This window comes from Frigoribacterium sp. CFBP 8766, assembly GCF_014841435.1.
Classification (GTDB): domain Bacteria; phylum Actinomycetota; class Actinomycetes; order Actinomycetales; family Microbacteriaceae; genus Frigoribacterium.
Window position 1 is genome coordinate 488,846 of the sequence record NZ_JACYTX010000002.1, and the last position, 25,858, is coordinate 514,703.

At 71.5% G+C, this 25,858-nt stretch carries 17 protein-coding genes; 6 read left to right on the forward strand and 11 right to left on the reverse strand.

What is annotated here, in order from left to right; genetic code table 11:
• Positions 1 to 97: 97 nt before the first annotated feature.
• Positions 98 to 2,194 carry a toprim domain-containing protein gene (locus IFT90_RS08140; RefSeq protein ID WP_192042319.1) on the reverse strand — a complete coding sequence of 699 codons (2,097 nt, stop codon included), beginning with the start codon at positions 2,192 to 2,194 and terminating at the stop codon, positions 98 to 100.
• Positions 2,195 to 2,412: 218 nt separating this feature from the next.
• Between IFT90_RS08140 and IFT90_RS08145 the strand changes: the two genes are divergently transcribed.
• On the forward strand, positions 2,413 to 2,640 hold the full coding sequence (locus IFT90_RS08145; protein ID WP_123546019.1) for a hypothetical protein: 228 nt from the start codon (positions 2,413 to 2,415) through the stop codon (positions 2,638 to 2,640).
• Between the two features lie 107 nt (positions 2,641 to 2,747).
• Here the strand turns inward: IFT90_RS08145 and IFT90_RS08150 are convergent, their stop codons facing one another.
• The 5 genes from IFT90_RS08150 to IFT90_RS08170 form a co-directional block, all read right to left on the reverse strand.
• Entirely contained in the window at positions 2,748 to 3,503 is a 756-nt protein-coding gene (locus tag IFT90_RS08150) for a cobyric acid synthase (protein ID WP_192041762.1), read from the reverse strand.
• On the reverse strand, positions 3,500 to 4,759 hold the full coding sequence (locus IFT90_RS08155; RefSeq protein ID WP_192041763.1) for a MurT ligase domain-containing protein: 1,260 nt from the start codon (positions 4,757 to 4,759) through the stop codon (positions 3,500 to 3,502). The genes IFT90_RS08150 and IFT90_RS08155 overlap by 4 nt, the downstream gene beginning before the upstream one ends.
• Before the next feature lie 4 nt (positions 4,760 to 4,763).
• Entirely contained in the window at positions 4,764 to 6,047 is a 1,284-nt protein-coding gene (locus IFT90_RS08160; RefSeq protein ID WP_133737583.1) for an RNA polymerase sigma factor, read from the reverse strand.
• Positions 6,048 to 6,222: 175 nt separating this feature from the next.
• The gene (locus IFT90_RS08165; protein WP_192041764.1) at positions 6,223 to 7,563 is read right to left on the reverse strand and encodes an MFS transporter; all 1,341 of its coding nucleotides are present in this window, start codon (positions 7,561 to 7,563) and stop codon (positions 6,223 to 6,225) included.
• Positions 7,564 to 7,634: 71 nt separating this feature from the next.
• Positions 7,635 to 8,549 carry a proteasome assembly chaperone family protein gene (locus tag IFT90_RS08170; RefSeq protein ID WP_192041765.1) on the reverse strand — a complete coding sequence of 305 codons (915 nt, stop codon included), beginning with the start codon at positions 8,547 to 8,549 and terminating at the stop codon, positions 7,635 to 7,637.
• Positions 8,550 to 8,635: 86 nt separating this feature from the next.
• Here IFT90_RS08170 and IFT90_RS08175 point away from each other — a divergent pair, with 86 nt between their 5' ends.
• The 3 genes from IFT90_RS08175 to sucB all read left to right on the forward strand — a co-directional run bounded on the left by IFT90_RS08175 (position 8,636) and on the right by sucB (position 13,274).
• On the forward strand, positions 8,636 to 10,111 hold the full coding sequence (locus IFT90_RS08175) for a leucyl aminopeptidase (protein WP_192041766.1): 1,476 nt from the start codon (positions 8,636 to 8,638) through the stop codon (positions 10,109 to 10,111).
• 153 nt (positions 10,112 to 10,264) lie between these two features.
• Positions 10,265 to 11,638, forward strand: coding sequence for a dihydrolipoyl dehydrogenase (gene lpdA / locus IFT90_RS08180; RefSeq protein ID WP_192041767.1), 1,374 nt, complete (start codon positions 10,265 to 10,267; stop codon positions 11,636 to 11,638).
• Positions 11,639 to 11,726: 88 nt separating this feature from the next.
• The gene (gene sucB, locus IFT90_RS08185; RefSeq protein ID WP_192041768.1) at positions 11,727 to 13,274 is read left to right on the forward strand and encodes a 2-oxoglutarate dehydrogenase, E2 component, dihydrolipoamide succinyltransferase; all 1,548 of its coding nucleotides are present in this window, start codon (positions 11,727 to 11,729) and stop codon (positions 13,272 to 13,274) included.
• A 23-nt stretch (positions 13,275 to 13,297) separates the two neighbouring features.
• Here sucB and IFT90_RS08190 read toward each other — a convergent pair whose 3' ends face one another.
• On the reverse strand, positions 13,298 to 14,629 hold the full coding sequence (locus IFT90_RS08190) for a hypothetical protein (protein ID WP_192041769.1): 1,332 nt from the start codon (positions 14,627 to 14,629) through the stop codon (positions 13,298 to 13,300).
• A 123-nt stretch (positions 14,630 to 14,752) separates the two neighbouring features.
• On the opposite strand from IFT90_RS08190, the gene IFT90_RS08195 reads away from it, so the two are divergent.
• Positions 14,753 to 15,475, forward strand: coding sequence for a DUF4191 family protein (locus IFT90_RS08195; protein WP_192041770.1), 723 nt, complete (start codon positions 14,753 to 14,755; stop codon positions 15,473 to 15,475).
• A 603-nt stretch (positions 15,476 to 16,078) separates the two neighbouring features.
• Positions 16,079 to 17,503, forward strand: coding sequence for a type I glutamate--ammonia ligase (gene glnA / locus IFT90_RS08205; protein ID WP_123546042.1), 1,425 nt, complete (start codon positions 16,079 to 16,081; stop codon positions 17,501 to 17,503).
• A 116-nt stretch (positions 17,504 to 17,619) separates the two neighbouring features.
• On the opposite strand, the gene IFT90_RS08210 is transcribed toward glnA, so the two are convergent.
• The 4 genes from IFT90_RS08210 to IFT90_RS08225 all read right to left on the reverse strand — a co-directional run bounded on the left by IFT90_RS08210 (position 17,620) and on the right by IFT90_RS08225 (position 25,849).
• On the reverse strand, positions 17,620 to 19,065 hold the full coding sequence (locus IFT90_RS08210; RefSeq protein ID WP_192041771.1) for a UDP-glucose/GDP-mannose dehydrogenase family protein: 1,446 nt from the start codon (positions 19,063 to 19,065) through the stop codon (positions 17,620 to 17,622).
• Between the two features lie 85 nt (positions 19,066 to 19,150).
• The gene (locus tag IFT90_RS08215; RefSeq protein WP_244644837.1) at positions 19,151 to 20,725 is read right to left on the reverse strand and encodes a glycosyl hydrolase; all 1,575 of its coding nucleotides are present in this window, start codon (positions 20,723 to 20,725) and stop codon (positions 19,151 to 19,153) included.
• Positions 20,718 to 22,370 carry a glycosyltransferase gene (locus tag IFT90_RS08220; protein WP_192041772.1) on the reverse strand — a complete coding sequence of 551 codons (1,653 nt, stop codon included), beginning with the start codon at positions 22,368 to 22,370 and terminating at the stop codon, positions 20,718 to 20,720. The genes IFT90_RS08215 and IFT90_RS08220 overlap by 8 nt, the downstream gene beginning before the upstream one ends.
• Before the next feature lie 533 nt (positions 22,371 to 22,903).
• Entirely contained in the window at positions 22,904 to 25,849 is a 2,946-nt protein-coding gene (locus tag IFT90_RS08225) for a bifunctional [glutamine synthetase] adenylyltransferase/[glutamine synthetase]-adenylyl-L-tyrosine phosphorylase (RefSeq protein ID WP_192041773.1), read from the reverse strand.
• Positions 25,850 to 25,858: the final 9 nt, after the last annotated feature.

Below are 25,858 nucleotides of genomic sequence, written 5' to 3' on the forward strand. Positions count from 1 at the left end.
GCTGCCGGGTGGCCAGACACGCGGGGCGGCCTGACCGCGGGTCCGGCGGGCGGTCTGGCCGCACGGGCGGTCAGGCCGGACGGGCGGTCAGCGCAGGTCAGACGTCGATGCGCTCCCGGCTGAGCCCGGCGCCGTCGATGATGAACTCCTTGCGCGGCGCGACCTCGTTGCCCATGAGGAGCTCGAAGACCCTGGCCGCGGCCTCGGCGTCGTCGACCCGCACCCGGCGCAGCATGCGCCCCGAGCGATCCATCGTGGTCGTGGCGAGCTGCTCGGCGTCCATCTCGCCGAGGCCCTTGTAGCGCTGGATCGGGTCCTGGAACTTCTTGTTCGAGCGACGCAGCTTCGCGAGGAGCGTCTGCAGCTCTTTCTCGGAGTAGGTGTAGATCGTCTCGTTCGGCTTGCTTCCGGGGTTGATGACGACGACGCGGTGCAGGGGCGGCACGGCCGCGAAGACGCGACCCTGCTCGATCATCGGGCGCATGTACCGGAAGAAGAGCGTGAGGAGCAGGGTGCGGATGTGGGCCCCGTCGACGTCGGCGTCGCTCATGATGATGACCTTGCCGTAGCGAGCGGCGTCGATGTCGAACGACCGGCCCGACCCTGCTCCGAGCACCTGGATGATCGAGGCGCACTCGACGTTCGAGAGCATGTCGCTCACCGACGCCTTCTGCACGTTGAGGATCTTGCCCCGGATCGGCAGCAGCGCCTGGTACTCGCTGTTGCGGGCGAGCTTCGCCGTGCCCAGGGCCGAGTCCCCCTCGACGATGAAGAGCTCGCTGTTGCCGACGTCGTTCGACCGGCAGTCGACGAGCTTCGCCGGCAAGGACGAGTTCTCGAGGGCGTTCTTGCGCCGCTGCGTCTCCTTGTGGGCTCGCGCGGCGATGCGCGACTTCATCTCGGAGACGACCTTGTCGAGCACGAGGGCCGTCTGGGCCTTGTCCTCGCGGCGGGCGGACGCGAAGAGCTCGGCGAAGCGCGTCTGGACGACGTTCGCGACGATCGCCCGGACGGCGGGCGTCCCGAGGATCTCCTTCGTCTGGCCCTCGAACTGCGGCTCCGGGAGGCGGACGGTCAGCACGACGGTCAGGCCCGCCATCACGTCGTCCTTCTCGATCTTGTCCGTGCCGACCTTGAGCCGCCGCGCCGCGAGCTCGACCTGCTGGCGCATGAACTTGAGCAGCCCCGCCTCGAAGCCCGTCTGGTGCGAGCCGCCCTTCGGGGTCGCGATGATGTTCACGTAGCTGCGGAGGACCGTCTCGTAGCCGCCGCCCCACCGGAGGGCGATGTCGACCTCGCACTCGCGCTCGAGCTCGGTGGCGACCATCGCGCCGCCCTCGGTGAGGACGGGCACCGTCTCCGTGTACGTGCCCGTGCCGGTCATGCGCCAGGTGTCCGTGACCGGGGCGTCGGGGGCGAGGAACTCGACGAACTCGCTGATTCCCCCGTCGAAGCGGTAGGTGCTCTCGTGCGGGAAGCCCCCGTCGGTGAGCGACCCGGGCCGCTCGTCCCGGATGCGGAGCGTGAGCCCGGGGATGAGGAACGCGGTCTGACGGGCACGCCCCGACAGCTCGTCGGGCTGGAACGACGCACCACGGGTGAAGATCTGGCGGTCGGCCCAGTACCGGATGCGCGTGCCGGTCACGCCGCGCTTGACCTTGCCCACCTCGCGCAGCACGCTGCCCGAGACGAACGGCGTGAACGGCGCGTCCGGGGTGGGCGCGCCGTCGTCGGCGAACGTGCCGGGTTCGCCCCGGCGGAACGACATCGCCCACGTCTTGCCGCCACGGTCTACCTCGACGTCGAGCCGCTCGGACAGCGCGTTGACCACGGACGCCCCGACGCCGTGCAGGCCGCCCGACGAGGCGTAGGAGCCACCGCCGAACTTGCCGCCCGCGTGCAGCTTGGTGAAGACGACCTCGACGCCCGTCAGCCCCGTCTTCGGCTCGATGTCGACGGGGATCCCGCGGGCCGTGTCGCGCACCTCGACGCTGTCGTCCGCGTGCAGGACGACGTCGATGGCGTCGCCGTGCCCGCCGAGGGCCTCGTCGACCGAGTTGTCGATGATCTCCCACAGGCAGTGCATGAGGCCTCGCGAGTCGGTCGACCCGATGTACATGCCGGGACGCTTGCGGACGGCCTCCAGCCCCTCGAGGACCGAGAGGTGGCGAGCCGAGTAGTCCGACGTGGCGATGGTGTTCTCCTGACGCGAGGCAGAGCCGACCGGCGGGAATTCCGGAGGCGGGGATCTGGTTCCATCCTACGAGCGCCCACGGACAGTCCCGGGAGGCGCTCGCCCCCCTCCGTCACTACGCGATGAGCGAAATCGGCTCGGATCGCACCCGATACCCGGGAGCGCGTGTTTTGATGAGGACTTCACATCCGCAGCACCACCGTCAGGAGGAGCATCACATGACTCAGATGGCCACCGACCACACCGCCGTCGACGAGCTCGGCTCCCGCTACCAGCTCTCCGCCGCCGACCGATGCGACAGCTGCGGGGCCCAGGCCTACGTCCGCGTGACCATGGCCAGCGGCGAGCTGCTGTTCTGCGCGCACCACGGTGCGAAGGTCAAGGACAAGCTCCAGCCCACCGCCGTCGAGTGGCTGGACGAGAGCTCCAAGCTCCACGAGCACTGAGCTCGACGACCACGAGGCCGTCCGGGGAGCAGCACTCCGGCGGCACGACGAAGGGCCCGCATCCTCACGGAAGCGGGCCCTTCGTATGTCCGGCGACGGACACCCGGTCACATCGCCTTGAACGACCGCTCGAGGTTCTCGCGGATGACGCGCTGCGACTGCTCGGCGTACTCGTCGAGCTTCGCGTGCGCCTCCCCTGCGTGGTACGAGATGCTGCGACGCGTCAGCGCCGCCCGGAGCACCCGGTCGCTCAGCGCCGGGTTGAGGGGCAGCAACGGTCCCTTCAGCTGCGTCCCGAAGGAGGCGCCGCGCACGACGCCCTCGGCGCCGTCGGTCCCGTTGCCCCCGCCGTGCACCACACGGCCGAACGCCTCGACGTCGGCGCCGAGCTCGAGGTGGGCGGCGTGGTCCTCGAAGCCGAAGAGGGTCAGCTCGTCCCCGCCGTAGGTCGTCGTGACCTGGAAGTAGTTCGTCCGGCGGGGTGCGCCGCGACGGACCGTGGCGTCGAAGAACCCGATGCCGGGGACGGTCTCGCCCTGCTCGGTGACCACGCCCTTCGTCAGCAGCTCCATGCCGCCGCCGACCCCGATCACGGGGACGCCCGACGCGGCGAAGCCCTCGAGGGCCGGGAGGAGGCGCTGGGCGTCGGCGCTCACCGAGCGGACCCCCGAGAGCGGGCCGTGCCCGAGGAGGACGACGTCGGCCACGGTGGGCACGTCGTCGCCGACCCGGTACTCGACGACCTCGGTCTCGAGGCCGGCGCGCCGCGCACGGGCCACCAGCGTCGTGACGTTGCCCCGGTCGCCGCTGACCCCGAGCTGCTCGGGGTAGAGGTGGACGAGGCGGAGGGTGTCGGCGCTCACGCGGTCTTCTCCAGGTCGGGGTGGCCGAGGATGCGACGGGCCAGCATCATCTGCTCGTAGTTGGTCACGAAGTGCTTCGTGTGGTCGCGGGGCGAGGGCAGCGCACGCATCAGCTTGATCGCCTTCGCGATGTCCTCCTCGATCACGTGCACGGGGATCCCCTCGTGCTCGAGGCGCAGGGCGAGCTGCCAGGCCTTGGCGCCTGCGAGGACGTCGACGTGGTCGAGGCGTGAGAAGTCGATGTCGTAGATCCACGAGATGTCGGGCGTGCCCTCGTCGATCGCGAGCATGACCTGCTCGGCGCCCTGCGGCAGCGCGTCGAGGTTCAGCTGCAGGCTGGCCGCGTTCTTGAACATGATGAACTCGGCCTCGTCGGCGCCGAGCGACATGCGCTCGCCCCGACCGTAGGCCGGCTTCATCGTGTCGAAGGCACGAGCCACCGCCTCCTGGTCGACGGGCTCGCCGAGCACGACCGACGCAGTCTGCAGAGCCGCCGCCGCGTCGACGGCGTAGTGCAGCCCGCGGGCGGGGAGCCGCACGTCGACGGTGGTCTCGCCGACCCGGATGCTCGCCCGGTCGCCGTCCATCGCGACGACCTCGGCCTCGACGGGACGGGTGGAGTCCGCCTCGCGGGAGAAGTCGTTCGCGTTCTGCAGCCCGTTGGGCGCGGCGGCGACGACGTCGGGGGCGGCGCCGAAGCGCGTGACCGTCTGGCCGGGCCTCGCCTCGTAGGGCGCCAGGTGCTGGTCGTCGCGGTTCGTCACGACGGCGCGCGTGGCCAGGGCCGCGGTGTCCGTCATCATCGTGCCGACGCGCTCGGTCTCGAAGAAGCGGTAGAGCTGGTCGACCTGCACGTTGAGCATGAGCACGGTCGACGGGTGCAGCGACCGGGTCAGCTCGACCGCGAAGGCCTCGTCGACCTCGATCACGCCGATGTCGTGCTTCACGCGGCCGAACGGCGTCACCTCGCGGAGGAACGCCGAGGCGATGCCCTGCGGGAGGTTGGCGCCGGTGGGGTTCGTGAAGACGCGGAGGCCGTGGGCCCGGAGCGTCTCGGTCAGCATCATGGTGGTCGTCGACTTGCCGTTCGAGCCGAGGACGAAGACGACGCCCTGCTCGAACTGCGACGAGACGTGGGTGAGGAAGTCGGGCGCCAGCGCGAGGACGGTGCGGCCCGGGTAGGCCGAGCCGCCGCCACGGAGGCGGGCGACCGCGCGGACGAGCCGGCCCGCCAGGACGGGCACGAGGTATCGCACGGGCCTACTCGAGGTAGTCGCGGAGCGACTGCGACCGGGACGGGTGGCGGAGCTTGGCCATCGTCTTGGACTCGATCTGGCGGATCCGCTCGCGGGTCACGCCGAACGTGTCGCCGATCTGGTCGAGCGTCTTCGGCATGCCGTCGCCGAGGCCGAAGCGCATGCGGATGACGCCGGCCTCGCGCTCGGACAGGCTGTCGAGGAGCGACTCGAGCTGCTTCTGGAGCATCGTGAAGCCCACGGCGTCGGCCGGGACGACCGCCTCCGTGTCCTCGATGAGGTCGCCGAACTCGCTGTCGCCGTCCTCGCCGAGGGGGGTGTGCAGCGAGATGGGCTCGCGGCCGTACTTCTGGACCTCGACGACCTTCTCGGGCGTCATGTCGAGCTCGCGGCTGAGCTCCTCCGGCGTGGGCTCGCGGCCCAGGTCCTGCAGCATCTGGCGCTGGACGCGGGCGAGCTTGTTGATGACCTCGACCATGTGCACGGGGATGCGGATGGTGCGGGCCTGGTCGGCCATGGCGCGCGTGATCGCCTGGCGGATCCACCAGGTGGCGTAGGTCGAGAACTTGAAGCCCTTGGTGTAGTCGAACTTCTCGACCGCACGGATGAGGCCCAGGTTGCCCTCCTGGATGAGGTCGAGGAACTGCATGCCCCGCCCCGTGTAGCGCTTGGCGAGGCTGACGACGAGTCGCAGGTTGGCCCCGAGGAGGTGGCTCTTGGCCCGCTGGCCGTCGCGGGACACCCAGCGGAGCTCGCGCTCGAGCTCCTTGCTGAGGCCCGTGCTGTGGGAGAGCTTGTCCTCGGCGAAGAGACCGGCCTCGATGCGCATCGCGAGCTCGACCTCTTCTGCGGCGTTCAGCAGGGCGACCTTGCCGATCTGCTTCAGGTAGTCCTTGACCGGGTCGGCGGTGGCGCCGGTGATCGTCGTCGAGTAGACGGGCATCTCGTCGTCGTCGTCCTGCGAGATGACGAGGGCCCCTGCGGGCAGCACCTCGGGGGTCGTGGGCTTGCCGCCCTCGCCGTCCGCGTCGGTGTCGGCCGCGTCGGCGTCGACGGGCTCGGCCTCGTCGTCGCCCTCGGGCTCGGCGGCCTTCGCCGCCTTCGCGGGGGCGGCCTTCTTCGCGGCGGGCGCCTTGGCAGCCGTCGCCTTCTTGGCAGGCGCCCGCTTGGCAGGGGCCTTCTTGGGCGCCGCGGGCGCCTCCTCGGTCGTCGCGGGCTCGGTCTCGAGCACCACGCCGTCGGTCACGGTCTCGTCGACGACCGTGGTCGCCTTGCTGCGAGTAGCCATGCGAACACCTTCCACTTCATCTGCACTCGGTCTTTCGGGCAGTACTAGGACCCATGTCAAGTCCCCATGGCTGAGCGCGCCGACGAGAGTCGAGCACCTGCACGGGACATGAACGGGTCCGACTCCGATTATTGCACGTCTGATCGGCGGCGCCGACCACGGGCCGCCCTCGGCGTCAGGAACTCCGCCGACGGCGGGTCTGCCATCTCCTGTTCAGTGCAACCCACAGGGGGGCCACCTGGATTCCCTCCTCGAGGTGCAGGAGGCGCCGGGTGCGTCGGCGCTCCAGGACCAGGCAGACGACGCCTCCGCCGACGACCACGTACTGGACGAGGAACGCGACGCGGAACGACTCGAACGAGAAGAGGTCGCTCGGCGCCCCGCCGGCCACCCGTGCCGCGTCGAGCTGGTCGAGCACGACGCCGATGAGGAACATCATCACGAAGCTCGCGAGGAAGCCCCCGACGTTGACGATGCCGTTGGCCACGCCGAGGCTGCGCATCGGGTTGAACGACCGGGCGAAGTCGAAGCCGATGAGGCTGCCGGGGCCCCCGACGCCGAGCACCACCACGAGGACGACCGCGAGCCACTGCGGGGGCTGCCCCGGCCAGGCCAGCAGGACGGTCCACGTGGCCCCCAGGGCCGTGACGATGCCGAGGACGAGGTTCGAGCGCCGGAGCGGGAAACGGGCCGTGAGCAGGCCGAGGACCGGGCCGGCCACGACGCCGGAGGCGACGAGCAGCGTGAGCATGCCGGATGCCTGCGTCGCCGTGAAGCCGAGCGCCCCGACGAGGAACGGCACTCCCCAGAGCAGGCTGAAGACCGTCCCGGACGACTGCGTCACGAAGTGCGACCAGAAGCCGAGGCGGGTGCCGGGTCGCCGGATGCTCTCCCCGAGCTGACGACCGGCGTCGCGCCAGGTCGTCCCGGCCGACTCGGCGGGGCGTCCGAGCGGGGAGTCCCGCACGACGACGACCACGAGGACGACGGCGACGACCGAGAGGCCCGCCGCGCCGAGGAAGGCCGGCTGCCAGCCGCTGCCGTGCAGGACGACGGAGAGGGGCACCGCCGAGAGCACTTGGCCGAGCTGGCCGACGTTGCCGGTCCACTGCGAGATCTGGGGCAGGATCGGCCCTCGGAACCAGGCGGGCAGCAGGCGGATGACGCTGATGAACGTCATCGCGTCGCCCGCGCCCACGAGCACGCGCCCGACGATGGCGACGCCGATGTGCGGGGGCGCGAGCGCGACCACCGACTGCCCGACGACGAGCAGGACCCCGCCCGCGACGATCAGGGCCCGAGGGCCGACGCGGTCGAGCAGCACGCCGACGGGGATCTGCAGGCCCGCGTAGACGATCAGCTGCACGACGGCCAAGGTCGACAGCGTCGACGCGGAGATGCCGAAGATGTGCTGGGCCTCGACCCCGGAGACGCCGAGCGAGGACCGCTGGAGGACGGCGACGACGTAGGCCACGACGGCGGCGCCCCAGACGAGCCAGGCGCGCGACGAGTTCACTCGACGACCCTAGCTGGCGTCGTGCACCCTCGACTCCTGGCCGTGCGCGACGGACGTGGAGCGGTCGCGGGTCAGGACTCGTCGTCGCTGCGCCGGCCGGCGAGGAAGCGCTCGAGCTCGGCGGCGAGGACGTCCGCAGAGGGGACCTGGCCGTCCTGGTCGGTGAGCGGCGAGGGGAGCGGGTTGCCCTCCATGTAGGTGTCGTGGCGTTCCTCGAGCGTGGAGACGAGTCGCGAGAGCTCGTGGTTGCCCTGCACCTGCTCGTCGACCTTGGCGAGGAAGTCGCGCCCCTCCGAGCGGAGCCGGTCGGTGGGGAAGATGAGTCCCGTCGCCGCGCTGATGCTCGAGAGCGCCGCGACGGCGGCGTCCGGGAACTCGGTGTCGGCCAGGTAGTGCGGCACCAGGAGGACGAAGCCCGCGGTGGGGTGACCTGAGTCGCCGAGCCGCTGCTCGACGAGGTGCAGCGCGTTCGCGGGCGCCTGGGTCACGGGTCGCCACACCGACAGCGACTCGACGAGGTCGGACCGATTGCCGCTGACCGTGACCCCGATCGGACGCGTGTGGGGCACGGGCATGGGGATCGAGTGGACCCACGTGGTCGTCGACACCCGGTAGCGACGCACGAGGTCGACGACGGCGGAGGTGAACCGCTGCCACTGGAAGTCGGGCTCGAAGCCGGACAGCAGGAGGAAGGGCTGTCCGATGTCGTCCCTCATCAACCGGAGCGAGAGGGTCGCCGTCGCGACCTCGGAGATGTGGTCCTGGTCGAACGTGAAGACGGGGCGACGGGCGCGGTAGTCGAGGAGCTCGTCGGCGTCGAAGGAGGCGACCATCGAGTGGTCGAGCTCGCCCACGAGGAACTCGGCGAGCTGCCCCACCGCGCCCCCCGCGTCGGAGGAGCCCGTCAGGCCCGCCACGAGCGGCAGCCCCTCGGGCACGTCGGAGGAGTCGGGAGCGAGGTCGTAGAGTCCGGCGGGGTCGTGCATGTCGTCAATGCTAGGCAACCCGCCCGGCACCGGCCGCCTCCGGCGACGTGCCGAGAGCGAACACCCGCGGTGGCTACGATCGGGGGATGACCGAGCTCTTCCTGTCCACCACCCGTTCCCCCGCAGCCGAGGTCGAGGCCGACGTCCTCGTCGTCGGCGTCGTCACGGGGGCCGATGGCCCCTCGGTCACCCGCGACGTGCCCGGCCTGCCCTCGGACCTGCGTGCGCTCGGGGTCAGCGGCGCGCGCGACGAGCTCGTGAAGCTGCCGAGCACGGGCGCGGCGACGGTGACGGCCCTCGTGGGGCTCGGCGACGCCGTCGACACCGAGGCGCTGCGCTACGCGGCCGGCGCCGCCGTCCGCCAGCTGACCGGCGTCGACCGAGTCGTGCTCGACCTGCCCGTCTCGACCGAGGCGGAGGCGCTGGCGGTCCTCGAGGGCGCGGCCCTCGCCTCCTACGAGTTCGATGCCTTCCGCGGGTCGTCGGCCTCCGAGTCGCGGCGCCACGCCCGCACCCTGGTGCTCGCGACCGACCTCGACGTCGAGGAGGCGACGGTGCGGCAGGCCACCGTGGTCGCGCAGGCCGTCCACACCGTCCGCGACCTCGCCAACACTCCCCCGCAGCAGATGTTCCCCCAGGCGCTCGCCGACCACGCCGTCGAGCTCGCCACGGACCTGCCGCTCGACGTGACCGTCCTCGCCGAGGACGAGCTGCGCGCGGGCGGCTTCGGGGGGATCCTGGGCGTCGGCCAGGGGTCCAGCCGTGGTCCGCGGATGGTCAAGGTCGTCTACGCGCCCGAAGGCGCCTCGAAGCACCTCGCCCTCGTCGGCAAGGGCATCACCTACGACACCGGCGGGCTCTCGCTGAAGCCGGCCGGCAGCATGCTGGGGATGAAGGACGACATGACGGGCGCCGCCACGGTCCTCGCCGTCGTCGTCGCCGCGGCGCGGCTCGAGCTGCCCGTCCGCCTCACGGCCTGGCTGTGCGTCGCCGAGAACATGCCGAGCGGCACGGCCATCCGGCCCGACGACGTCCTCACGATCCGCGGCGGCACCACCGTCGAGGTGACGAACACCGACGCCGAGGGCCGCCTCGTCATGGCGGACGGCCTGGTCGCGGCCAGCGAGGAGCAGCCCGACGCGATCGTGGACGTCGCGACGCTGACCGGCGCCCAGGTCGTCGCGCTCGGCACCCGCACCGTCGGGGTCATGGGCAACGACGACCTCGCGAGCCGCGTGGTCGAGCTCGCCGACCGCGCCGGCGAGGCGGCGTGGCGCATGCCGCTCCCCGGCGAGCTGCGCAGCCGGCTCAAGTCCGACGTCGCCGACCTGGTCAACGCCACCCCGGGGAACACCGCCGCCGGCATGCTGCTCGCGGGCGTGTTCCTGAACGAGTTCGTGGGCGAGAAGAAGGGCACGGGAACGCCGCTGCCCTGGGCGCACCTCGACATCGCCGGGCCGTCGAACAACAAGGGCGGGGGCTGGGGCTTCACCGGCAAGGGCTCCACGGGCGTTTCCGTGAGAACGCTGCTAGAGCTGGCCCGCGACTTTTCGGCCGCGTAGTAGGGTCGAGGCGGCGGGAGCGACCCGCCGAGATCGGTCCCCCGGGCGACGCCGCCTCCTCCTCACCGAGGTGGACGCGGACGCGACGCCGACGTCACCACGACGGCGCCTCCCCCGCCTCGGGAACCTCCGAACGCACGAGGGAGTTGCTGGGTGTCGGAACAGAATTTTGACCTGGTGGTGCTCGGCGGCGGCAGCGGCGGCTACGCCGCGGCCCTGCGGGCCACCGAGCTGGGGCTGAGCGTCGCGCTGGTCGAGAAGGACAAGCTCGGCGGCACCTGCCTCCACCGGGGCTGCATCCCGACGAAGGCGCTGCTGCACTCCGCCGAGGTCGCCGACGTCTCGCGCGAGTCCGCGAAGTACGGGGTGTCGACCGACTTCCACGGCATCGACGTCCCCGCCGTGACGGCCTACCGCGAGGGAGTCGTCGCCAGCAAGTACAAGGGCCTCCAGGGCCTCGTGAAGGCCCGCGGCATCACCGTCGTCGAGGGCGAGGGTCGTCTGACCTCGCCCACGACCGTCCAGGTGGGCGAGACCACGCTGACGGCGAAGAACGTCGTCCTGGCGACCGGCTCGTACTCGCGCAGCCTCCCCGGCCTCGAGATCGGCGGCAAGGTCATCACCAGCGAGGCCGCCCTGGCCCTCGACCACGTGCCGGCACGCGTCGCCATCCTCGGCGGGGGCGTGATCGGCGTCGAGTTCGCCAGCGTCTGGAAGTCGTTCGGCTCCGACGTCACGATCGTCGAGGCCCTCCCCCACCTCGTGCCCAACGAGGAGGAGTCGATCTCGAAGCAGTTCGAGCGTGCGTTCCGCAAGCGCGGCATCGGCTTCTCCCTGGGCGTCCGGTTCAAGAGCGTGACGCAGAGCGACGACGGCGTCGTCGTGACCCTCGAGGACGGCAAGACGATCGAGGCCGACCTGTTGCTGGTGGCCGTGGGGCGCGGACCCTCGACCCAGGGACTCGGCTTCGAGGAGGTGGGCGTCACCATCGACCGCGGCTTCGTCATCACCGACGAGCGACTGCACACCAGCGTCCCCGGCGTGTTCGCGATCGGCGACATCGTCCCCGGCCTGCAGCTCGCGCACCGCAGCTTCCAGCAGGGCATCTTCGTCGCCGAGGAGATCGCGGGCCTGGCGCCCCAGGTCATCGAGGACACCAACATCCCCAAGGTCACCTACTCCGACCCCGAGGTCGCGTCCGTGGGCCTGACGGAGGCCAAGGCGGCCGAGAAGCACGGTGCCGACAAGGTGACGAGCTACGACTACAACCTCGCCGGCAACGGCAAGAGCCACATCATCGGCACCAGCGGCTCCGTCAAGGTCGTCCGCGTCGTCGACGGTCCGGTCGTCGGGGTCCACATGATCGGCGCCCGTGTCGGCGAGCTCATCGGCGAGGCCCAGCTGGCCGTCAACTGGGAGGCCTACCCGGAGGACGTCGCACCCCTCGTGCACGCCCACCCGACCCAGAACGAGGCTCTCGGAGAGGCGATGCTGGCCCTGGCCGGCAAGCCGCTCCACGCGATGTAGTCGCGTCCCCCGTCAGACCCGTACCACCCGCACACTTCCGCATCACCCGATCACACAGACACACGATGTCTTCGAAGGAGTCCCCCGCATGAGCGAATCCGTCAACCTCCCGGCACTCGGAGAGAGTGTCACCGAGGGCACGGTCACCCGCTGGCTGAAGAACGTCGGCGACCGGGTCGAGGTCGACGAGCCCCTGCTCGAGGTCTCGACCGACAAGGTCGACACGGAGATCCCCTCCCCCGTCGCCGGCGTCATCGAGGAGATCCTCGTCCCCGAGGACGAGACCGTCGAGGTCGGGACCGCGCTGGTCCGCATCGGCGACGGCAGCGCCCAGGGCGGCGACTCCTCCGACGACGCTCCTGCCGAGGAGACGCCCGAGGCCTCGCAGCCCGAGAGCCCGGCCGAGGGCGGCCAGGACGAGGCGGACGACGCCGTCGTCGCGTCGTCCGCGGCACCGGCACCCGGCGAGGAGTCGGACGCCGACGCCCCCGCGCCGGCCGACGACGTCGACCCGGCTCCGGCGGCCGAGCAGCCTGCCGACCAGGCCCCGGCCGTCCCCGCCACCGCCCCGGCGGCCGCGGCGGCCCCCGCGGCGGCAGCTCCCCCCGCAGCAGCAGCTCCCGCTCCGGCTGCGGCCGCTCCTGCAGCTGCTGCCCCGGCAGCTGCTGCCCCGGCAGCTGCTGCCCCGGCAGCCGCCGCACCGGCAGCTGCTGCCTCGGCCGACTCGTCGTCGGCTCCGACCGGCTACGTCACGCCGCTGGTCCGGAAGCTCGCGAACGAGAAGGGCATCGACATCTCGACCCTGACCGGGAGCGGTGTCGGCGGCCGCATCCGCAAGGAGGACGTCCTCGCTGCCGTCGAGGCCGCCAGCTCGGCCTCCACGACGTCCGCCCCGGCGTCGGCTCCCGTCGAGGTCTCGCCGCTGCGCGGCACGACCGTGCCCATGACGCGTCTGCGCAAGGTCGTCGCCGAGCGCGCCGTCCAGTCGATGCAGGCCATGGCCCAGCTCACGAGCGTGGTCGAGGTCGACGTCACGGCCGTCGCGACGTTCCGCGACGCGAACAAGGCGGCGTTCCTCGAGAAGACCGGCAACAAGCTGTCCTTCCTGCCGTTCTTCACCCTGGCGGCCGCCGAGGCGCTCAAGGCGCACCCGAAGCTGAACGCGACCGTCGACGGCGACTCGATCGTCTACCCGGACCACGAGAACGTCAGCATGGCCGTCGACACGGAACGTGGTCTGCTCACGCCCGTCATCAAGGACGCGTCCGACCTCGACCTGGCCGGCATCGCCGCCCAGATCGCGGACCTGGCGCAGCGCACGCGCGACAACAAGCTGAAGCCCGACGAGCTGGCCGGCGGCACCTTCACGGTGACGAACACGGGCTCGCGCGGCGCGCTGTTCGACACCCCGGTGGTGTTCCTCCCCCAGGTCGCCATCCTCGGCACCGGCGTCGTCGTCAAGCGTCCCGTCGTCGTCCAGGTCGACGGCGCCGACGCGATCGCGGTCCGGTCGATGGTCTACCTGGCCCTCTCGTACGACCACCGCATCGTCGACGGTGCGGACGCCGCCCGGTTCCTCGTGGCGGTCAAGGCCCGCCTCGAGGCCGGCGACTTCGCCGGGGTGCTGGGCATCTGACCTCGCCCTCGTGATCGCGCACGTCAGCGGCGCAGCACTTCTCTGAGACGCCAGCCGGCCTCGGTCCTCACCACGAGGACCGAGGCCGGTTCGTCGTCCGCCGTGCGGCAGGCGAGGAGCACGGTCTCCCCCAGACGCTGCACCTCCGACTCGACGACCGTGGGCAGGACCAGGTCGCCCGCCGATGCAAGGTCGGCCAACGTCAGGGAGTCTGCTGACGCCACGGGCGATCCTGCCTGGTCGACGGCCGCCAGGCACGACGTCGACGGTTCGCGGAGGCACCCGACCCGGGCCCTGAGCAGGACCGCCGCCGCCGCGACCGCGTCGTCGCCCCGCACCGCCGCCTCCTCCGTGCTCACCGGGTCGTCAGGGGCACGCTCCGGGACGGGGACGACGGTGACCGGGGTGGGCGCCGAGACGGCCGGGCCAGAGAGCGCGTCGACAGGGGACGTCGCCACCGGCCGTGCCGAGTCGGACCTGGGCACCTCGGAGCCGCCGCTCCGCGGGACGCCGGTCGCACCCACGACGAGAGAGACCGCCACGAGGCCGGCGAGGACCCAGAAGCGTGGCCTCACCGACCGCAGCCGGTCGACGACCGACACGGCCGCGACCGCCTCCCACCAGTCCGCGACGCCGTCGAGGAGCGCGGACTCGGGCAGGACGCTGGTCCAGCCGGATCTCGGCGGGTCTCCCGGCGGTGGTCGCCAGGCGACCGCCGCCCCCTCGACGCCGGTGCTCGGCACGACGGTCGGCAAGGGGACGGCAGGAGCCAGGTCGTGGACCCGCTCGACGAGCTCGTCCAGGCACGTGCCGGCGCCCGCCGGGCCCCGCAACCGGGCCCGGTCGCGAGGAGACAGCTCACGCGCCACGGCCTCGACGAGGGCCTGAGCCCCCTCCGTCGCCGTCCCGGGCTGCGTCGCCCCCGGCAGCGCCGTCCTGCCGCCGACGAGGACCGGTGCGCCTCGGTCGTCGAGCACGACGTCCTCGAGGCCGACGCCGCCCAACGCCGTCCCCCGCCGGTCCAGGTGGGCGACCGCGGAGAGCACGGGGAGCAGGACCGTGACGGCTTCCCCTGCGGACAGGGTGCCGCGACGTCGAGCCCACCTGTCGAGTCGTTCCCCGCCCACATCGTCCGAGACGACCACCAGCGCGCCCTCGTCGTCGACCAGCACGTCGACCGGGCGGAGGAGGTGCGGGTGCGGCGACGAGCTCGCCGCCGCGACGAGTGCCGGCGACGAGCGGCGCAGCACCACCCGGCCGCCGTCGGGCGCGGTGCCCTCGACGGCGCCGTCCGGACCGGGGGGCCAGGAGGACCCCGGCGCGAGCTCGTAGGGGCCGAGCGAGGAGGTGACCATGGGGTCATCGTGCTGCTCTCCGAGGGTCGGACGCGCGCCTCCTCGTCCCGGCCGGGGACGACCGACGACGGCGAGCCCCCGGGGAGGACCCACGGCGGCTCCCGACCCCGTATCCTGGTCTGCATGGCACGACGCACGTCACCGGAGAACACGTCCCCGAAGCCGCCCAGGGAACCGGGCCGCTTCACGCAGATGTGGCAGGTGTTCAAGATGACCCGCCGCGTCGACAAGTCGGCGCTGCCGCTGATGCTCCTGGCGCTGCTGCTGCCGGTCGCCGCCGGCGTCCTCGCGGGTCTCTTCCTCTCGGCAGGCAACGTCCTGGCGCTCGTGCTGTACATCGTGGTCGGCCTGATGCTCGGCATCCTGCTGCTGCTGATCGTCCTCGGACGCAAGGCCGAGAGGGCCGCCTACTCGCAGATCGAGGGGCAGCCCGGCGCCGTGGGCGCCGTCATGAAGAGCGGACTCCGTCGCTCGTGGCGCGCCGCCGAGATGCCCGTCGCGGTCCAGGGCCGTTCCCAGGCAGCCGTCTACCGCGCCGTCGGCAAGGGCGGCGTCGTGCTGATCGGCGAGGGCTCGGTCGCGCAGACCAAGAAGCTCGTCGACGAGGAGCGCCGCAAGGTGGCGCGCATCCTGCCCAACGTCCCCATCACGGTGCTGCACGTCGGACCCGACGCCGAGTCCGTGCCGCTGCACAAGATCGCCGGCCGCATGAACAAGATCAAGTCGTCACTGAACCGGAACGAGGTGCTCGCCGTGAGCAACCGCCTCCAGTCGCTCGGCAAGAACGGCCTGCCGATCCCCAAGGGCGTCGATCCGTTCAAGGTGCGGGCCGGACGACCGCGCTGACGGTCGACGCGACCCGCTGATCGAACCGGCAACGCACGGAGGCGCCNCCGCCACGCGGTCGTGCAGGCCCCTCTGGTCCTGGTCCCAGACCACCGCGGGGATGACGACCGCGAGCAGCAGGGTCCGGACGACCGGGCGCCAGAGACCGGTCCGGCCGCCGGCCATCGGGACGAGGCGCATGCCGAGGACCAGATGGCCGACGGTGCCGCCGAGGGTGACCAGGAAGAGGATCTGGACGACGCTGAAGACGACCGTGATGGCGAGCCCCTGGCCGTCGAAGAAGGCGAAGGCGACGACGTAGGCGAGTGCCCAGTCGATCGTCACCCCCGCGATCCGGCGACCGACGCGGGCGATCGAGCGCGGGCCCGTGCGCGGCAGGCCGAGGCGCTGGCCCGGCCAGTCCTGCCGGGGCGCCGCACCGCCGTCGACGGGGTCGGACGGAGGGCGGGATCGGTCGTCGTGCATGCCGCCGAGCCTACCGACGCGGCACCCGTAACATCTCTGAAACAATGGGGACACCGCGACGAAACGGCCCCGCCATAACGTCGTCGAAGGCTGCGTCCGGCAGTCTGACCGATCTGAGCCCATTGGAGAGACACCTAGATGTTCACCGATTCTTCCGAGGTGCTGAAGTTCATCACGGACACCGACGTCAAGTTCCTCGACATCCGGTTCACGGACCTGCCCGGCGTCCAGCAGCACTTCAACATCCCCGCGTCCACCGTCGACGAGGAGTTCTTCTCCGTCGGCCAGCTCTTCGACGGGTCCTCCATCCGCGGCTTCGCGTCGATCCACGAGTCGGACATGCAGCTCATCCCCGACGTCACCACGGGCTACGTCGACCCCTTCCGCGCCGAGCGCACCCTCGTGCTCGTGTTCGACATCTTCAACCCGCGCAACGGCGAGCTCTACAGCCGCGACCCGCGCCAGGTGGCCAAGAAGGCCGAGAAGTACCTCGCCTCCACCGGCATCGCCGACACGGCGTTCTTCGCCCCCGAGGCCGAGTTCTACATCTTCGACGACGTCCGCTACGAGGTGAAGCAGAACGCCAGCTTCTACAGCGTCGACAGCGAGGAGGGCGCCTGGAACACGGGCCGCGTCGAGGAGGGCGGCAACCTCGCCAACAAGACCGCCTACAAGGGCGGCTACTTCCCGGTCAGCCCCGTCGACAAGACGGCCGACCTGCGCGACGACATCAGCCTCAAGCTGATCGACTCGGGCCTCGAGCTCGAGCGCGCGCACCACGAGGTGGGCACCGGCGGCCAGCAGGAGATCAACTACAAGTTCGACACGATGGTCCACGCGGCCGACGACATCCTCAAGTTCAAGTACATCGTCAAGAACACGGCCGAGCAGTGGGGCAAGGTCGCGACCTTCATGCCCAAGCCGCTCTTCGGCGACAACGGCTCGGGCATGCACACCCACCAGTCGCTCTGGAGCGACGGCAAGCCCCTCTTCTACGACGAGAACGGCTACGGCGGGCTCTCCGACCTCGCTCGCTGGTACATCGGCGGCCTGCTGAAGCACGCACCCGCCGTGCTCGCCTTCACGAACCCCTCGATCAACTCGTACCACCGACTGATCCCCGGCTTCGAGGCCCCCGTCAACCTGGTCTACTCGGCGGGCAACCGCTCGGCGGCCATCCGTATCCCGATCACGGGCACCAACCCCAAGGCCAAGCGCATCGAGTTCCGCGTCCCGGACGCCGCGTCGAACCCGTACCTCGCGTTCGCCGCGCAGCTGATGGCGGGCCTCGACGGCATCCAGAACCGGATCGAGCCGCACGAGCCCGTCGACAAGGACCTGTACGAGCTGCCCCCCGAGGAGGCGAAGGGCATCCCCCAGGTGCCCGCGTCGCTCGACGGCGCCCTCGACGCGCTCGAGGCCGACCACGCGTTCCTCACCAAGGGCAACGTCTTCACCGAGGACCTCATCGAGACCTGGATCGCGTACAAGCGCGAGAAGGAGATCCTGCCGATGGCACAGCGCCCGCACCCCTTCGAGTTCGAGCTCTACTTCGGCGTCTAGCCGAGACCGGACGGGGCGCGACCGAGTCGGTCGCTCCCCGTCCGCCGTCGTGGCCGCCGGACGAGACAAGGCCCGCACCCTGAGGGGTGCGGGCCTTCTCCCGTCGTCGGCGGGCGTCAGGCGGGGATGCTGCTCCCGGTGAGGACGCGTCGCTGAGCCGGGGTCCGGCGACCGCCGAGGGGCCGCACCTCCCAGCCGCCGCTCGACCAGACCTCGGCGTCGAGCACGTTCCGGGCGTCGATCACGACGGGGTTGGCCGCGAGCTCGGCGAGGGCCGAGGGCTCCGCGCTGACGAACTCGGGCCACTCCGTCAGCAGCAGCACGGCGTCGGCGTCCGAGACCGCCTCCTCGATGCTGTCGGCGAAGGACAGGGTCGGGAAGCTGCGCTGGGCGGTCTGGGTCGCCTCCGGGTCCACGACCAGCACCTGGGCGCCGCGCAGGTGCAGCGCCGCGGCCACGTTGAGGGCCGGCGAGTCGCGGACGTCGTCGGTGTGCGGCTTGAACGCCGCGCCGAGGACGGCGATGCGCCGGTTCAGGACCGACCCGCCGCAGGCGTCGATGGCCTGGTCGATGACGCGCTGGCGCTGGGCCATGTTGATCTCGTCGACCTGCTGCATGAGACCGACCGCGCGGTGGGCGCCCAGCTCGTTGGCCCGGAACATCAACGCTCTGATGTCCTTCGGCAGGCAGCCGCCCCCGAAGCCCAGGCCGGCATTGAGGAACTTGCGGCCGATCCTGTCGTCGAAGCCGAGGGCGTCCGCGAGCGTCGAGACGTTCGCGCCGGCGGCCTCGCAGAGCTCGCTGATCGCGTTGATGAACGAGATCTTCGTCGCCAGGAACGCGTTCGCGCTGACCTTGACGAGCTCGGCCGTCGGCAGGTCGCACGAGATGACGGGCGTGCCCGTCGAGATCGGCTCGGCGTAGACCTCGCGGAGGATCGCCTCGCTGCGGACGTCGGTGCCGCCGAAGACGATGCGGTCGGGACGCAGGGTGTCCTCGACGGCGTGGCCCTCGCGGAGGAACTCCGGGTTCCACACGACGTCGGCCGACACCCCGGCAGGCAGCACGCTGGCCACGATCTCCCGGAGACGGGCCGCGGTGCCGACCGGCACGGTCGACTTGCCGACGATCAGGCCGTCGTGGCTGAGCGACTCGGCGACCTTGCGGGTGGCCTCCTCGACGTAGCTCAGGTTGGCGGCGTGGCTCCCCCGGCGCTGCGGCGTGCCGACGCAGATGAAGTGCACGTCGGAGAGGGCCACGGCCTCGGCGATGTCCGTCGTGAAGAGCAGTCGACCGGACTCGACGTGGCGGAGGATCAGCTCGGGCAGCCCCGGCTCGAAGAAGGGGACTCGGCCCTGGCTGAGCGCCTCGACCTTCGCGGGGTCCGTGTCGACGCCGATGACGTCGAAGCCCATCTCGGCCATCGCGGCGGCGTGGGTCGCCCCGAGGTAGCCGGTGCCGATGACGCTGATGCGGGGCTTCGTCGAGGCGGACGTCACCGCGGCGTCGACGGACTGGGGGTCGGTGCCGGCGCCGTCGGCCGGGCTGGTGTTCTTTCTCATGATGCGCTCCTCGCGATCTGGGGTGCTGCAGTCAGTGGGGCGGAGGGGGTGGGGAGGGACGAGAGCCGCGAGTCGTCGGCCGTGGTCACGGCAGCGTCCTCAGGGCGAAGTCGGTGTCGGTGCGGGCGATGCCGCGGCGGAATGCCTCGAGGGAGTCCTGCCGGGAGACGATCCGCCAGTCGTTCGTGAGGTACGAGCCGCTGGACACGGTCGTGGCCGTGAGGTTGAACCAGGAGAACCCGAGGATGTCGTCGTTCTCCGGCTTGGCGAGCTCGCTGAAGAGCGAGTCGATCCACTTCGGCTTCTGGGCGTCCTTCGTCGTGCCGAGCTCGGCCGCGCCCATCTCGGCGAGGATGATCGGCTTCGTCGTGATCTGCCGCAGCTGCGCCAGCGTCCTGCCGAAGGTGCCCTGGAAGTCGCCCGCCTGGGGCGTCTCGGGGCTGTTCCGGAGGTAGCCGGTCATCCCCACCCAGTCGACGTAGTCGTCGCCGGGGTAGAGGCTCGCCGTGTACTCGACGCCCCTGTTCTTGGTGGGCACGCCCTCGACCCGGGTGGGGGCCCAGACCCAGGCGACGAGCTCGTTCGCGCCGCGTGCCTCGAAGAGGTCGTGCACGTGCTGCCACATCTGCACGTACTCGGTCTTCTCGTTCCCGTTCACGCCCTCGGCCCACGGGTACCAGTTGCCGTTCATCTCGTGGTCGAGACGGATGGCCATCGGCAGGCCGTTGGCCGCGAGTGCGTCGGCCCAGCGCGTGAGGTACGCGTCGAAGTCGCCCTCGATGATCTTGCTCAGCTCGTAGTCCGGGTCGACGACCGCCTCGTTGCCGGCGGCGATCGGTCGGGACTCCCAGGTGAGGAACGGGAGGTCGCCCTTGGCCCACGAACGGTTCACCGCCGTGGCGTTGAACTCCTGGTCGAAGCCCTGGAAGTAGCCCGACATGTTCGGCTGCGCGCCGATCTTCGTGCTCACGTCGTCGAACTCGGACCAGCTGAAGGGCGACTGGGTCGTGTAGAGGCCGAAGTAGCGCGACTCGGGCGAGACGATGTCCGCGAGGGACGGCGCGGTGATCGGCACAGGGCCGGTCGTCCCGCCCCCGCCTGAGCCGTTGCCGCTGCCGCTGCCGCTGCCGGAGCCGCCTGAGCCGCTGCCGCTGCCGCTGCCGGAGCCATTGCCGCTTTTGGGCCCCGTGGCCACGGCCCCGGAGCCTCCGCTGCCGTTGCCGCCGCCGCTGCCGCCGGACGACGAGCCGGCGCCGGTCGCGGTCTGGGCGTCACGGAGGGCGTCCTGCGCCGACGCGAGGCGAGCCTGTGCGTCGGTGAGCTGCCCCTCGGACGTCCAGGCCTGCTGCTGCACGTCCGCCAGCTCGGTCTTGCTCGCGGCGAGCTGCCGCTTGGCCGCGACGAGCTGGTCGAGGAGGGCCGAGCGGTCCTCCTTGAGGGTGGTGACCTGGGCAGGGGACGTGCCGACCGCCTCCTGCACGGCGGTGCGGACGGGGTTGTCCGTCGGCGAGATCCAGATGAGCCACGAGATCATGGCCAACAGGACGACGGTCGCGGTCGCGCCGAGGGCCGTGCGGCGGGCGTTGCCGTGGGACGAGGCCCACCAGGCTCCCGACTGCACGTGCAGCGGGGCGACGAAGGTCTGCGGGGACTCAGACAATGAACCACACCTCCAGGGCGATGATGACGGCACCGATCAGGTACGGGAAGCCGGCTTTGGGGTTGAGGCGACGACGAGGAGGCGCGACGGCGGCCACGGGGGCCGTGGCCGCGGCGAAGGCGGTCGCCGACGAGGTCGTCACGGCGTCGTCCTGGGGCGACGGCGCGGTCTCGACGGCCGTCTCGGCGCGGTGGCTGCGCACCAGGACCACGCCCGTGTCGTCGCGTCGGACGGTGGTCGCATCCGAGGTGGGGCCTGCCGGGGTCGAGGGACCGCCGAAGTCGAAGAGGGCGTCGACGCCGGGATCGGTCTCGTCGTCGAACTCGCGCTCCAGGACCTGCAGCGAGTCGTCGCCGGTCGCCTGGTGGGCCATCTGCTGGGCCGCGTCGTCCGCGGCTCCGCCGGCGTAGGCGCCGGCACGGGTCCCCCAGCCGCTGGCGTGCCCCATGCGGAAGAACCCGATGACGCGGATCGGCATGAGGAAGAAGGTCGACACGATGATGAAGACCGGCAGGCGGAGGAAGTCCGACGGCTTCTCGGCCAGGTGCCGCATCTGTCGGATGGCCATGCTGAGCACGGACGACAGCACCATCAGGACCACGATGCTGATCAGCCCGGTGGAGACCCCGTACTCGGCCAGGATGCCGCGGTACAGGTTGACGCCCTGGCCGGTGATTCCCCGGTAGATCCAGCCGCCGATGACGCCCATCAGGAGGAAGGGCAGGACGATGTCCATCGCGAAGAAGAACGCCAGCATCGGAGCGTGCCCGAGCATCCACGGCATCATCCGGAACGTGTTGTACTGGCTGCCGCGGGCCCAGCGGAGCTGCTGCTTGAACAGCTTCTTCACCTCGAGCGGGGCGTCCGTGTAGACCAGGCTCGTGTGCTGGTAGACGGTGCGGTAGCCCTCCTTGAGCGTGAGGTTCGTCAGGGTGCGGTCGTCGCTGACCTCGAGGAAGACGCCCATGAACTTCTCCGTCATGAACCGGTCCATCACCCGCACGAGGATCTCGCGGCGGAACGCGATCGTCCGGCCGGGGAGGCAGCCGATCTGCCCCAGGACGCTCTGCGCGGGCATCGAGTAGAGCGCGCGCGAGTTCTCGAGCCAGTCGGCCCAGCGGGTGATCCAGCTGCGCTCGGGCTCCAGGATGCGCTGACGCGTGGTGACGCCGCCGACGTTCTCGTGGGCGAAGGGACGGACGAGCTCGGAGAGCGTCCCCGGCGTCCACACCGTGTCGGAGTCGACCAGCACGGTGATGTCGCCGCGGCTGAGCTCAGTGCCGATCATGACGGCGTTGCGCTTGCCGGGGATGGGCGTGTGCACCCAGCGGACGAGAGGGGCGTACTCGTCGCAGACGGCGGCGAGCTCCGGGTTCGGCTTGCCGTTGATGACCACGATGATCTCGCCCGGCTGCTGCTCGACCATGCGGCCTATGACGTCGCGGAACAGGTCGAGGGGCTCGTCGACCACGGGGACGACGACGCTCGTGGAGCCGGAGAACTCCCCCGTGAAGGGGCGGTACCGCCTCGAGAGCAGCACCTTGATGATCCACAGGATCCAGATGAAGGCCGAGTAGACCGCGAACAGGTACAGCTCGGCGTGGCCGCCTGCCATCGATCGGATCTGGAGGATGAAAGTCAACACGAGGGCCGCCTCACGGGGATGGGAAAAGGATGATTCCGCGTCTTCGAGGAAAGGGGTCTGTCGGGTCGGTGCAATCTTGCGGCGGTTCGGAGGGGACTCACAACCGACCACCCGTTCGGGGACTCGGCCCGACCGGGCGGGGTACGCCCGTGTCCTCCCATCGGTGTCGCACGAAATGCCGACAGGGCCGAGTGCCTGTCGGAGGCGCGGCGGCACCCGCCGGGCATGACCCTTTCCTGCCTTCCTGAGCGCACGGAGGCAACGAACGAAAAGCCAGGTCAGAGCGCGGTCCTGGCCATCCCGCACCGACTCGGCCCGCGGTGCGGGAGGTGAGGAAAGCCCAGGGCACTGCGGGGCCGTGCGTGCGGGGCGGTCATGCGTCCGAAACACGGCAGACATCTCGACCGGGGTACGCACCCCCTTTTCGGGGTACGACAAAATCACCCGTGACCAATTCAGGCGTCACCCCCCGGGTGAGTGCATCCCGGGCGTGTCGCACCTCGTGGCCGCGACGTCGGTCGCGCCGGGCGAGGTCAGGCGGTAGGCTCCGGCGCCTCGTCCAGACCGTAGAAGCCCCGCTCGAACACCGCACGCGCCCGACGGGTCACCGCGAGGTAGTCCTCCTCGAGACGCGTGGCCGACCCCGGCGGGTACTCCATCAGGCGGGCGACGCCCTCCAGCTGGCGACGGTCGGTCGGCAGGACGTCCGAGGTGCGCGAGGTCCAGAGGACGACGGCGGAACGGGCACGGGACGCCATCAGCCAGGCGTCGTGCAGCTTGGCTGCGTCGTCGACGTCGACGAGCCCGGCGGCGGCCGCCGCCTCGAGGGCGGTCAGGGTCGAGGTCGTGCGGAGACCGGGCACGTCGTGCGCGTGCCGGAGCTGCAGCAGCTGCACGAACCACTCCACGTCGCTCAGGGAGCCGCGGCCGAGCTTGAGGTGACGCGACGGCTCGGCGCCCTTGGGGAGGCGCTCCGCCTCGACCCGCGCCTTGATGCGCTTGACCTCGCGCACCTCCTGTTCGGAGAGGGACACCGGGTAGCGGACCTCGTCCGCCAGCGCGGTGAACTCGGCCCCCAGGCCGGCGTCGCCCGCCACCACGCGGGCGCGCAGCAACGACTGGGCCTCCCAGGTGAGCGACCACCGTGCGTAGTAGGCCCGGTAGGAGGCGAGGGACCTGGTCACCGGTCCGTTCCCGCCCTCGGGACGCAGGCCCGTGTCGAGGTCGAGCGGCACGAGGGCGTCCGAGGTGAGGCGGCCCATCTCGGCCACCACGCCGGCGGCCCGGCGCTGCGAGGTGTCGTCGCCCTCGGCCCCCCGGTGGACGAAGAGCACGTCGGCGTCCGACCCGAACCCGAGTTCGCGTCCGCCGTAGCGGCCCATGGCGACGACGGCCATCTCGATGTCGGGCACGTCCCGACGGGCCAGGGCGAGGGCACCCGTGATCGTCGCGGTCGTGACGTCCGTGAGCCCCTGAGCCAGCTGGTCGATCGTGACGAGGCCCAGGATCCCCGAGATGGCCAGCCGGAGGACCTCGCGGCGGCGGGCCTGCCGCAGCACGCCGGCCGCCCCCTCCTTCGACTCGTGCCGCGCCACGGTGGCGCTCGTCTCGTCGAGCAGGCTGGCGAGCGTCCGTGGTCGGAGCTCGGCGTCGGACTCGAACCAGGCCGCCGCCTCCGGGGACCGGTCGAGCAGGTCGGCGACGAACGTCGACGACGAGAGGACGGTCGTGAGCCGGTGGGCAGCCCCCGACGAGTCGCGCAGCATGCGGAGGAACCAGTACGACTCGCCGAGCCCGTCGCTGAGCCTGCGGAAGGCGAGCAGTCCGAGGTCGGGGTCGGTGCCGTCGGCGAACCACTGCAGCATCGCGGGCAGCAGGTGCCGCTGGATGCTCGCCCGCCGGGAGACTCCCCCGGTCAGGGCGGCGATGTGCCCGAGGGCACCGCGCGGGTCGGAGAAGCCGATCGCGGCCAGCCGGGCGGCGGCCTGGTCGCTGCTGAGCGCGAGGTCCTCCTCGGGACGGGCCGCGACCGCCGAGAGCAGGGGCCGGTAGAAGAGGCGCTCGTGCAGGGTGCGGACGCGCCGCTTCACCTCGCGCCACGCCTCGACGAGCCCCGTGCCCGACGAGCTCAGCCCGGAGGCGCGCGCGAGCACCCGGAGCGCGTTCTCGTCCCTCGGCATCAGGTGGGTCCGCCGCAGGTGCGCCAGCTGCACGCGGTGCTCGAGCACGCGCAGCACCCGGTAGTCGCGGTCGAACTCGGCGGCCTCGGCGCGCCCCACGTAGCCCCGCCTCGCGAGGGCGGCCAGCGCCTCCAGTGTCGACCGCTGCCGCACGCCGTCGTCGGCCTGGCCGTGCACGAGCTGGAGCAGCTGGATCGTGAACTCGACGTCGCGGAGGCCGCCGGGCCCCAGCTTGAGCTGACGGTCGACCTCGTCGGCGGGGAGCAGGTCGGTGACGCGTTCGCGCATCGACTGCACCGACTCGACGAAGGCCTCGCGCTGCGCCGCGGACCAGACGAACGGGGCGATCCGCTCGGCGTACCGGTCGCCGAGGTCGGAGTCGCCCGCCAGCGGACGCGCCTTGAGCAGCGCCTGGAACTCCCACCCCTTGGCCCAGCGCTCGTAGTAGGCGACGTGCGACTCGAGGGTGCGGACGAGGGCGCCGTCCTTGCCCTCCGGCCTCAGGTTGGAGTCGACCTCCCAGAGCTCGGGCTCGAGGGCGAGGTCGGTGATCGCCCGAACGGTGTGCACCGCCAGCCGGGTGCCGATCTCGACCGCCCGCCCGTTCTCGAGGCCGTCGGCCCCCTCGGCGACCCACACGACGTCGACGTCGCTGAGGTAGTTCAGCTCGCGGGCCCCCGCCTTGCCCATCCCGATCACCGCGAGACGCGTGCGCGACACGTCGTCCGCGGGGAACGGCACCTCGCGCCGGGCCACGTCGAGGGCGGCGTGCAGAGCGGCACCGGCCAGGTCGGCGAGGGCCGCGGCGACGACGGGGAGCGCCTCGACCGGGTCGGGCCGGTCGAGGTCCCAGCCGGCGATCTCGACGAGGTGACGGCGGTAGCCGACGCGGAGCGCCACCCGCGCCTCCTCGTCGACCAGCCCGGCCACGCGCGACACCAGGTCGTCCACGTAGGCGTCGCGACTGCGGGGAACGGGCGCGGGCCGCAGCAGCAGCTCGAGCTCGGCCGGTCGCCGCACCAGGAACTCGGCGAGCCCGGACGACGACCCGAGCAGGCGCAGCAGACGCTCCCCCGCGCCGGCCTCGAGCAGCGCGGCGACGCCGTCGGGCGACCGCTCGAGCAGTCGCTCGAGGTGCAGCAGGCCCTGGTCCGGATCGGGGCTGCGGGCGAAGGAGGAGACGGCCGCCGCGAGCGACGGGGTCGCCTCGACGAGGCGGTCCAGCCGCTCACGCGCGGTGCCGAGCTCGGCGAACCCGAGCCGTGCCAGGTCGGACAGCGCCGTCGCGGCTCGGGGCATGGTGGAGCC

Bases quoted from the DNA above. Each gene is read 5' to 3' on its own strand.
- sucB (WP_192041768.1), top strand. From the start codon at position 11,727: ATGAGCGAATCCGTCAACCTCCCGGCACTCGGAGAGAGTGTCACCGAG.
- IFT90_RS08210 (WP_192041771.1), bottom strand. From the start codon at position 19,065: ATGAGAAAGAACACCAGCCCGGCCGACGGCGCCGGCACCGACCCCCAG.
- IFT90_RS08160 (WP_133737583.1), bottom strand. From the start codon at position 6,047: ATGGCTACTCGCAGCAAGGCGACCACGGTCGTCGACGAGACCGTGACC.
- IFT90_RS08175 (WP_192041766.1), top strand. From the start codon at position 8,636: ATGACCGAGCTCTTCCTGTCCACCACCCGTTCCCCCGCAGCCGAGGTC.
- IFT90_RS08225 (WP_192041773.1), bottom strand. From the start codon at position 25,849: ATGCCCCGAGCCGCGACGGCGCTGTCCGACCTGGCACGGCTCGGGTTC.
- glnA (WP_123546042.1), top strand. From the start codon at position 16,079: ATGTTCACCGATTCTTCCGAGGTGCTGAAGTTCATCACGGACACCGAC.
- IFT90_RS08170 (WP_192041765.1), bottom strand. From the start codon at position 8,549: ATGCACGACCCCGCCGGACTCTACGACCTCGCTCCCGACTCCTCCGAC.
- IFT90_RS08195 (WP_192041770.1), top strand. From the start codon at position 14,753: ATGGCACGACGCACGTCACCGGAGAACACGTCCCCGAAGCCGCCCAGG.
- IFT90_RS08190 (WP_192041769.1), bottom strand. From the start codon at position 14,629: ATGGTCACCTCCTCGCTCGGCCCCTACGAGCTCGCGCCGGGGTCCTCC.
- IFT90_RS08145 (WP_123546019.1), top strand. From the start codon at position 2,413: ATGACTCAGATGGCCACCGACCACACCGCCGTCGACGAGCTCGGCTCC.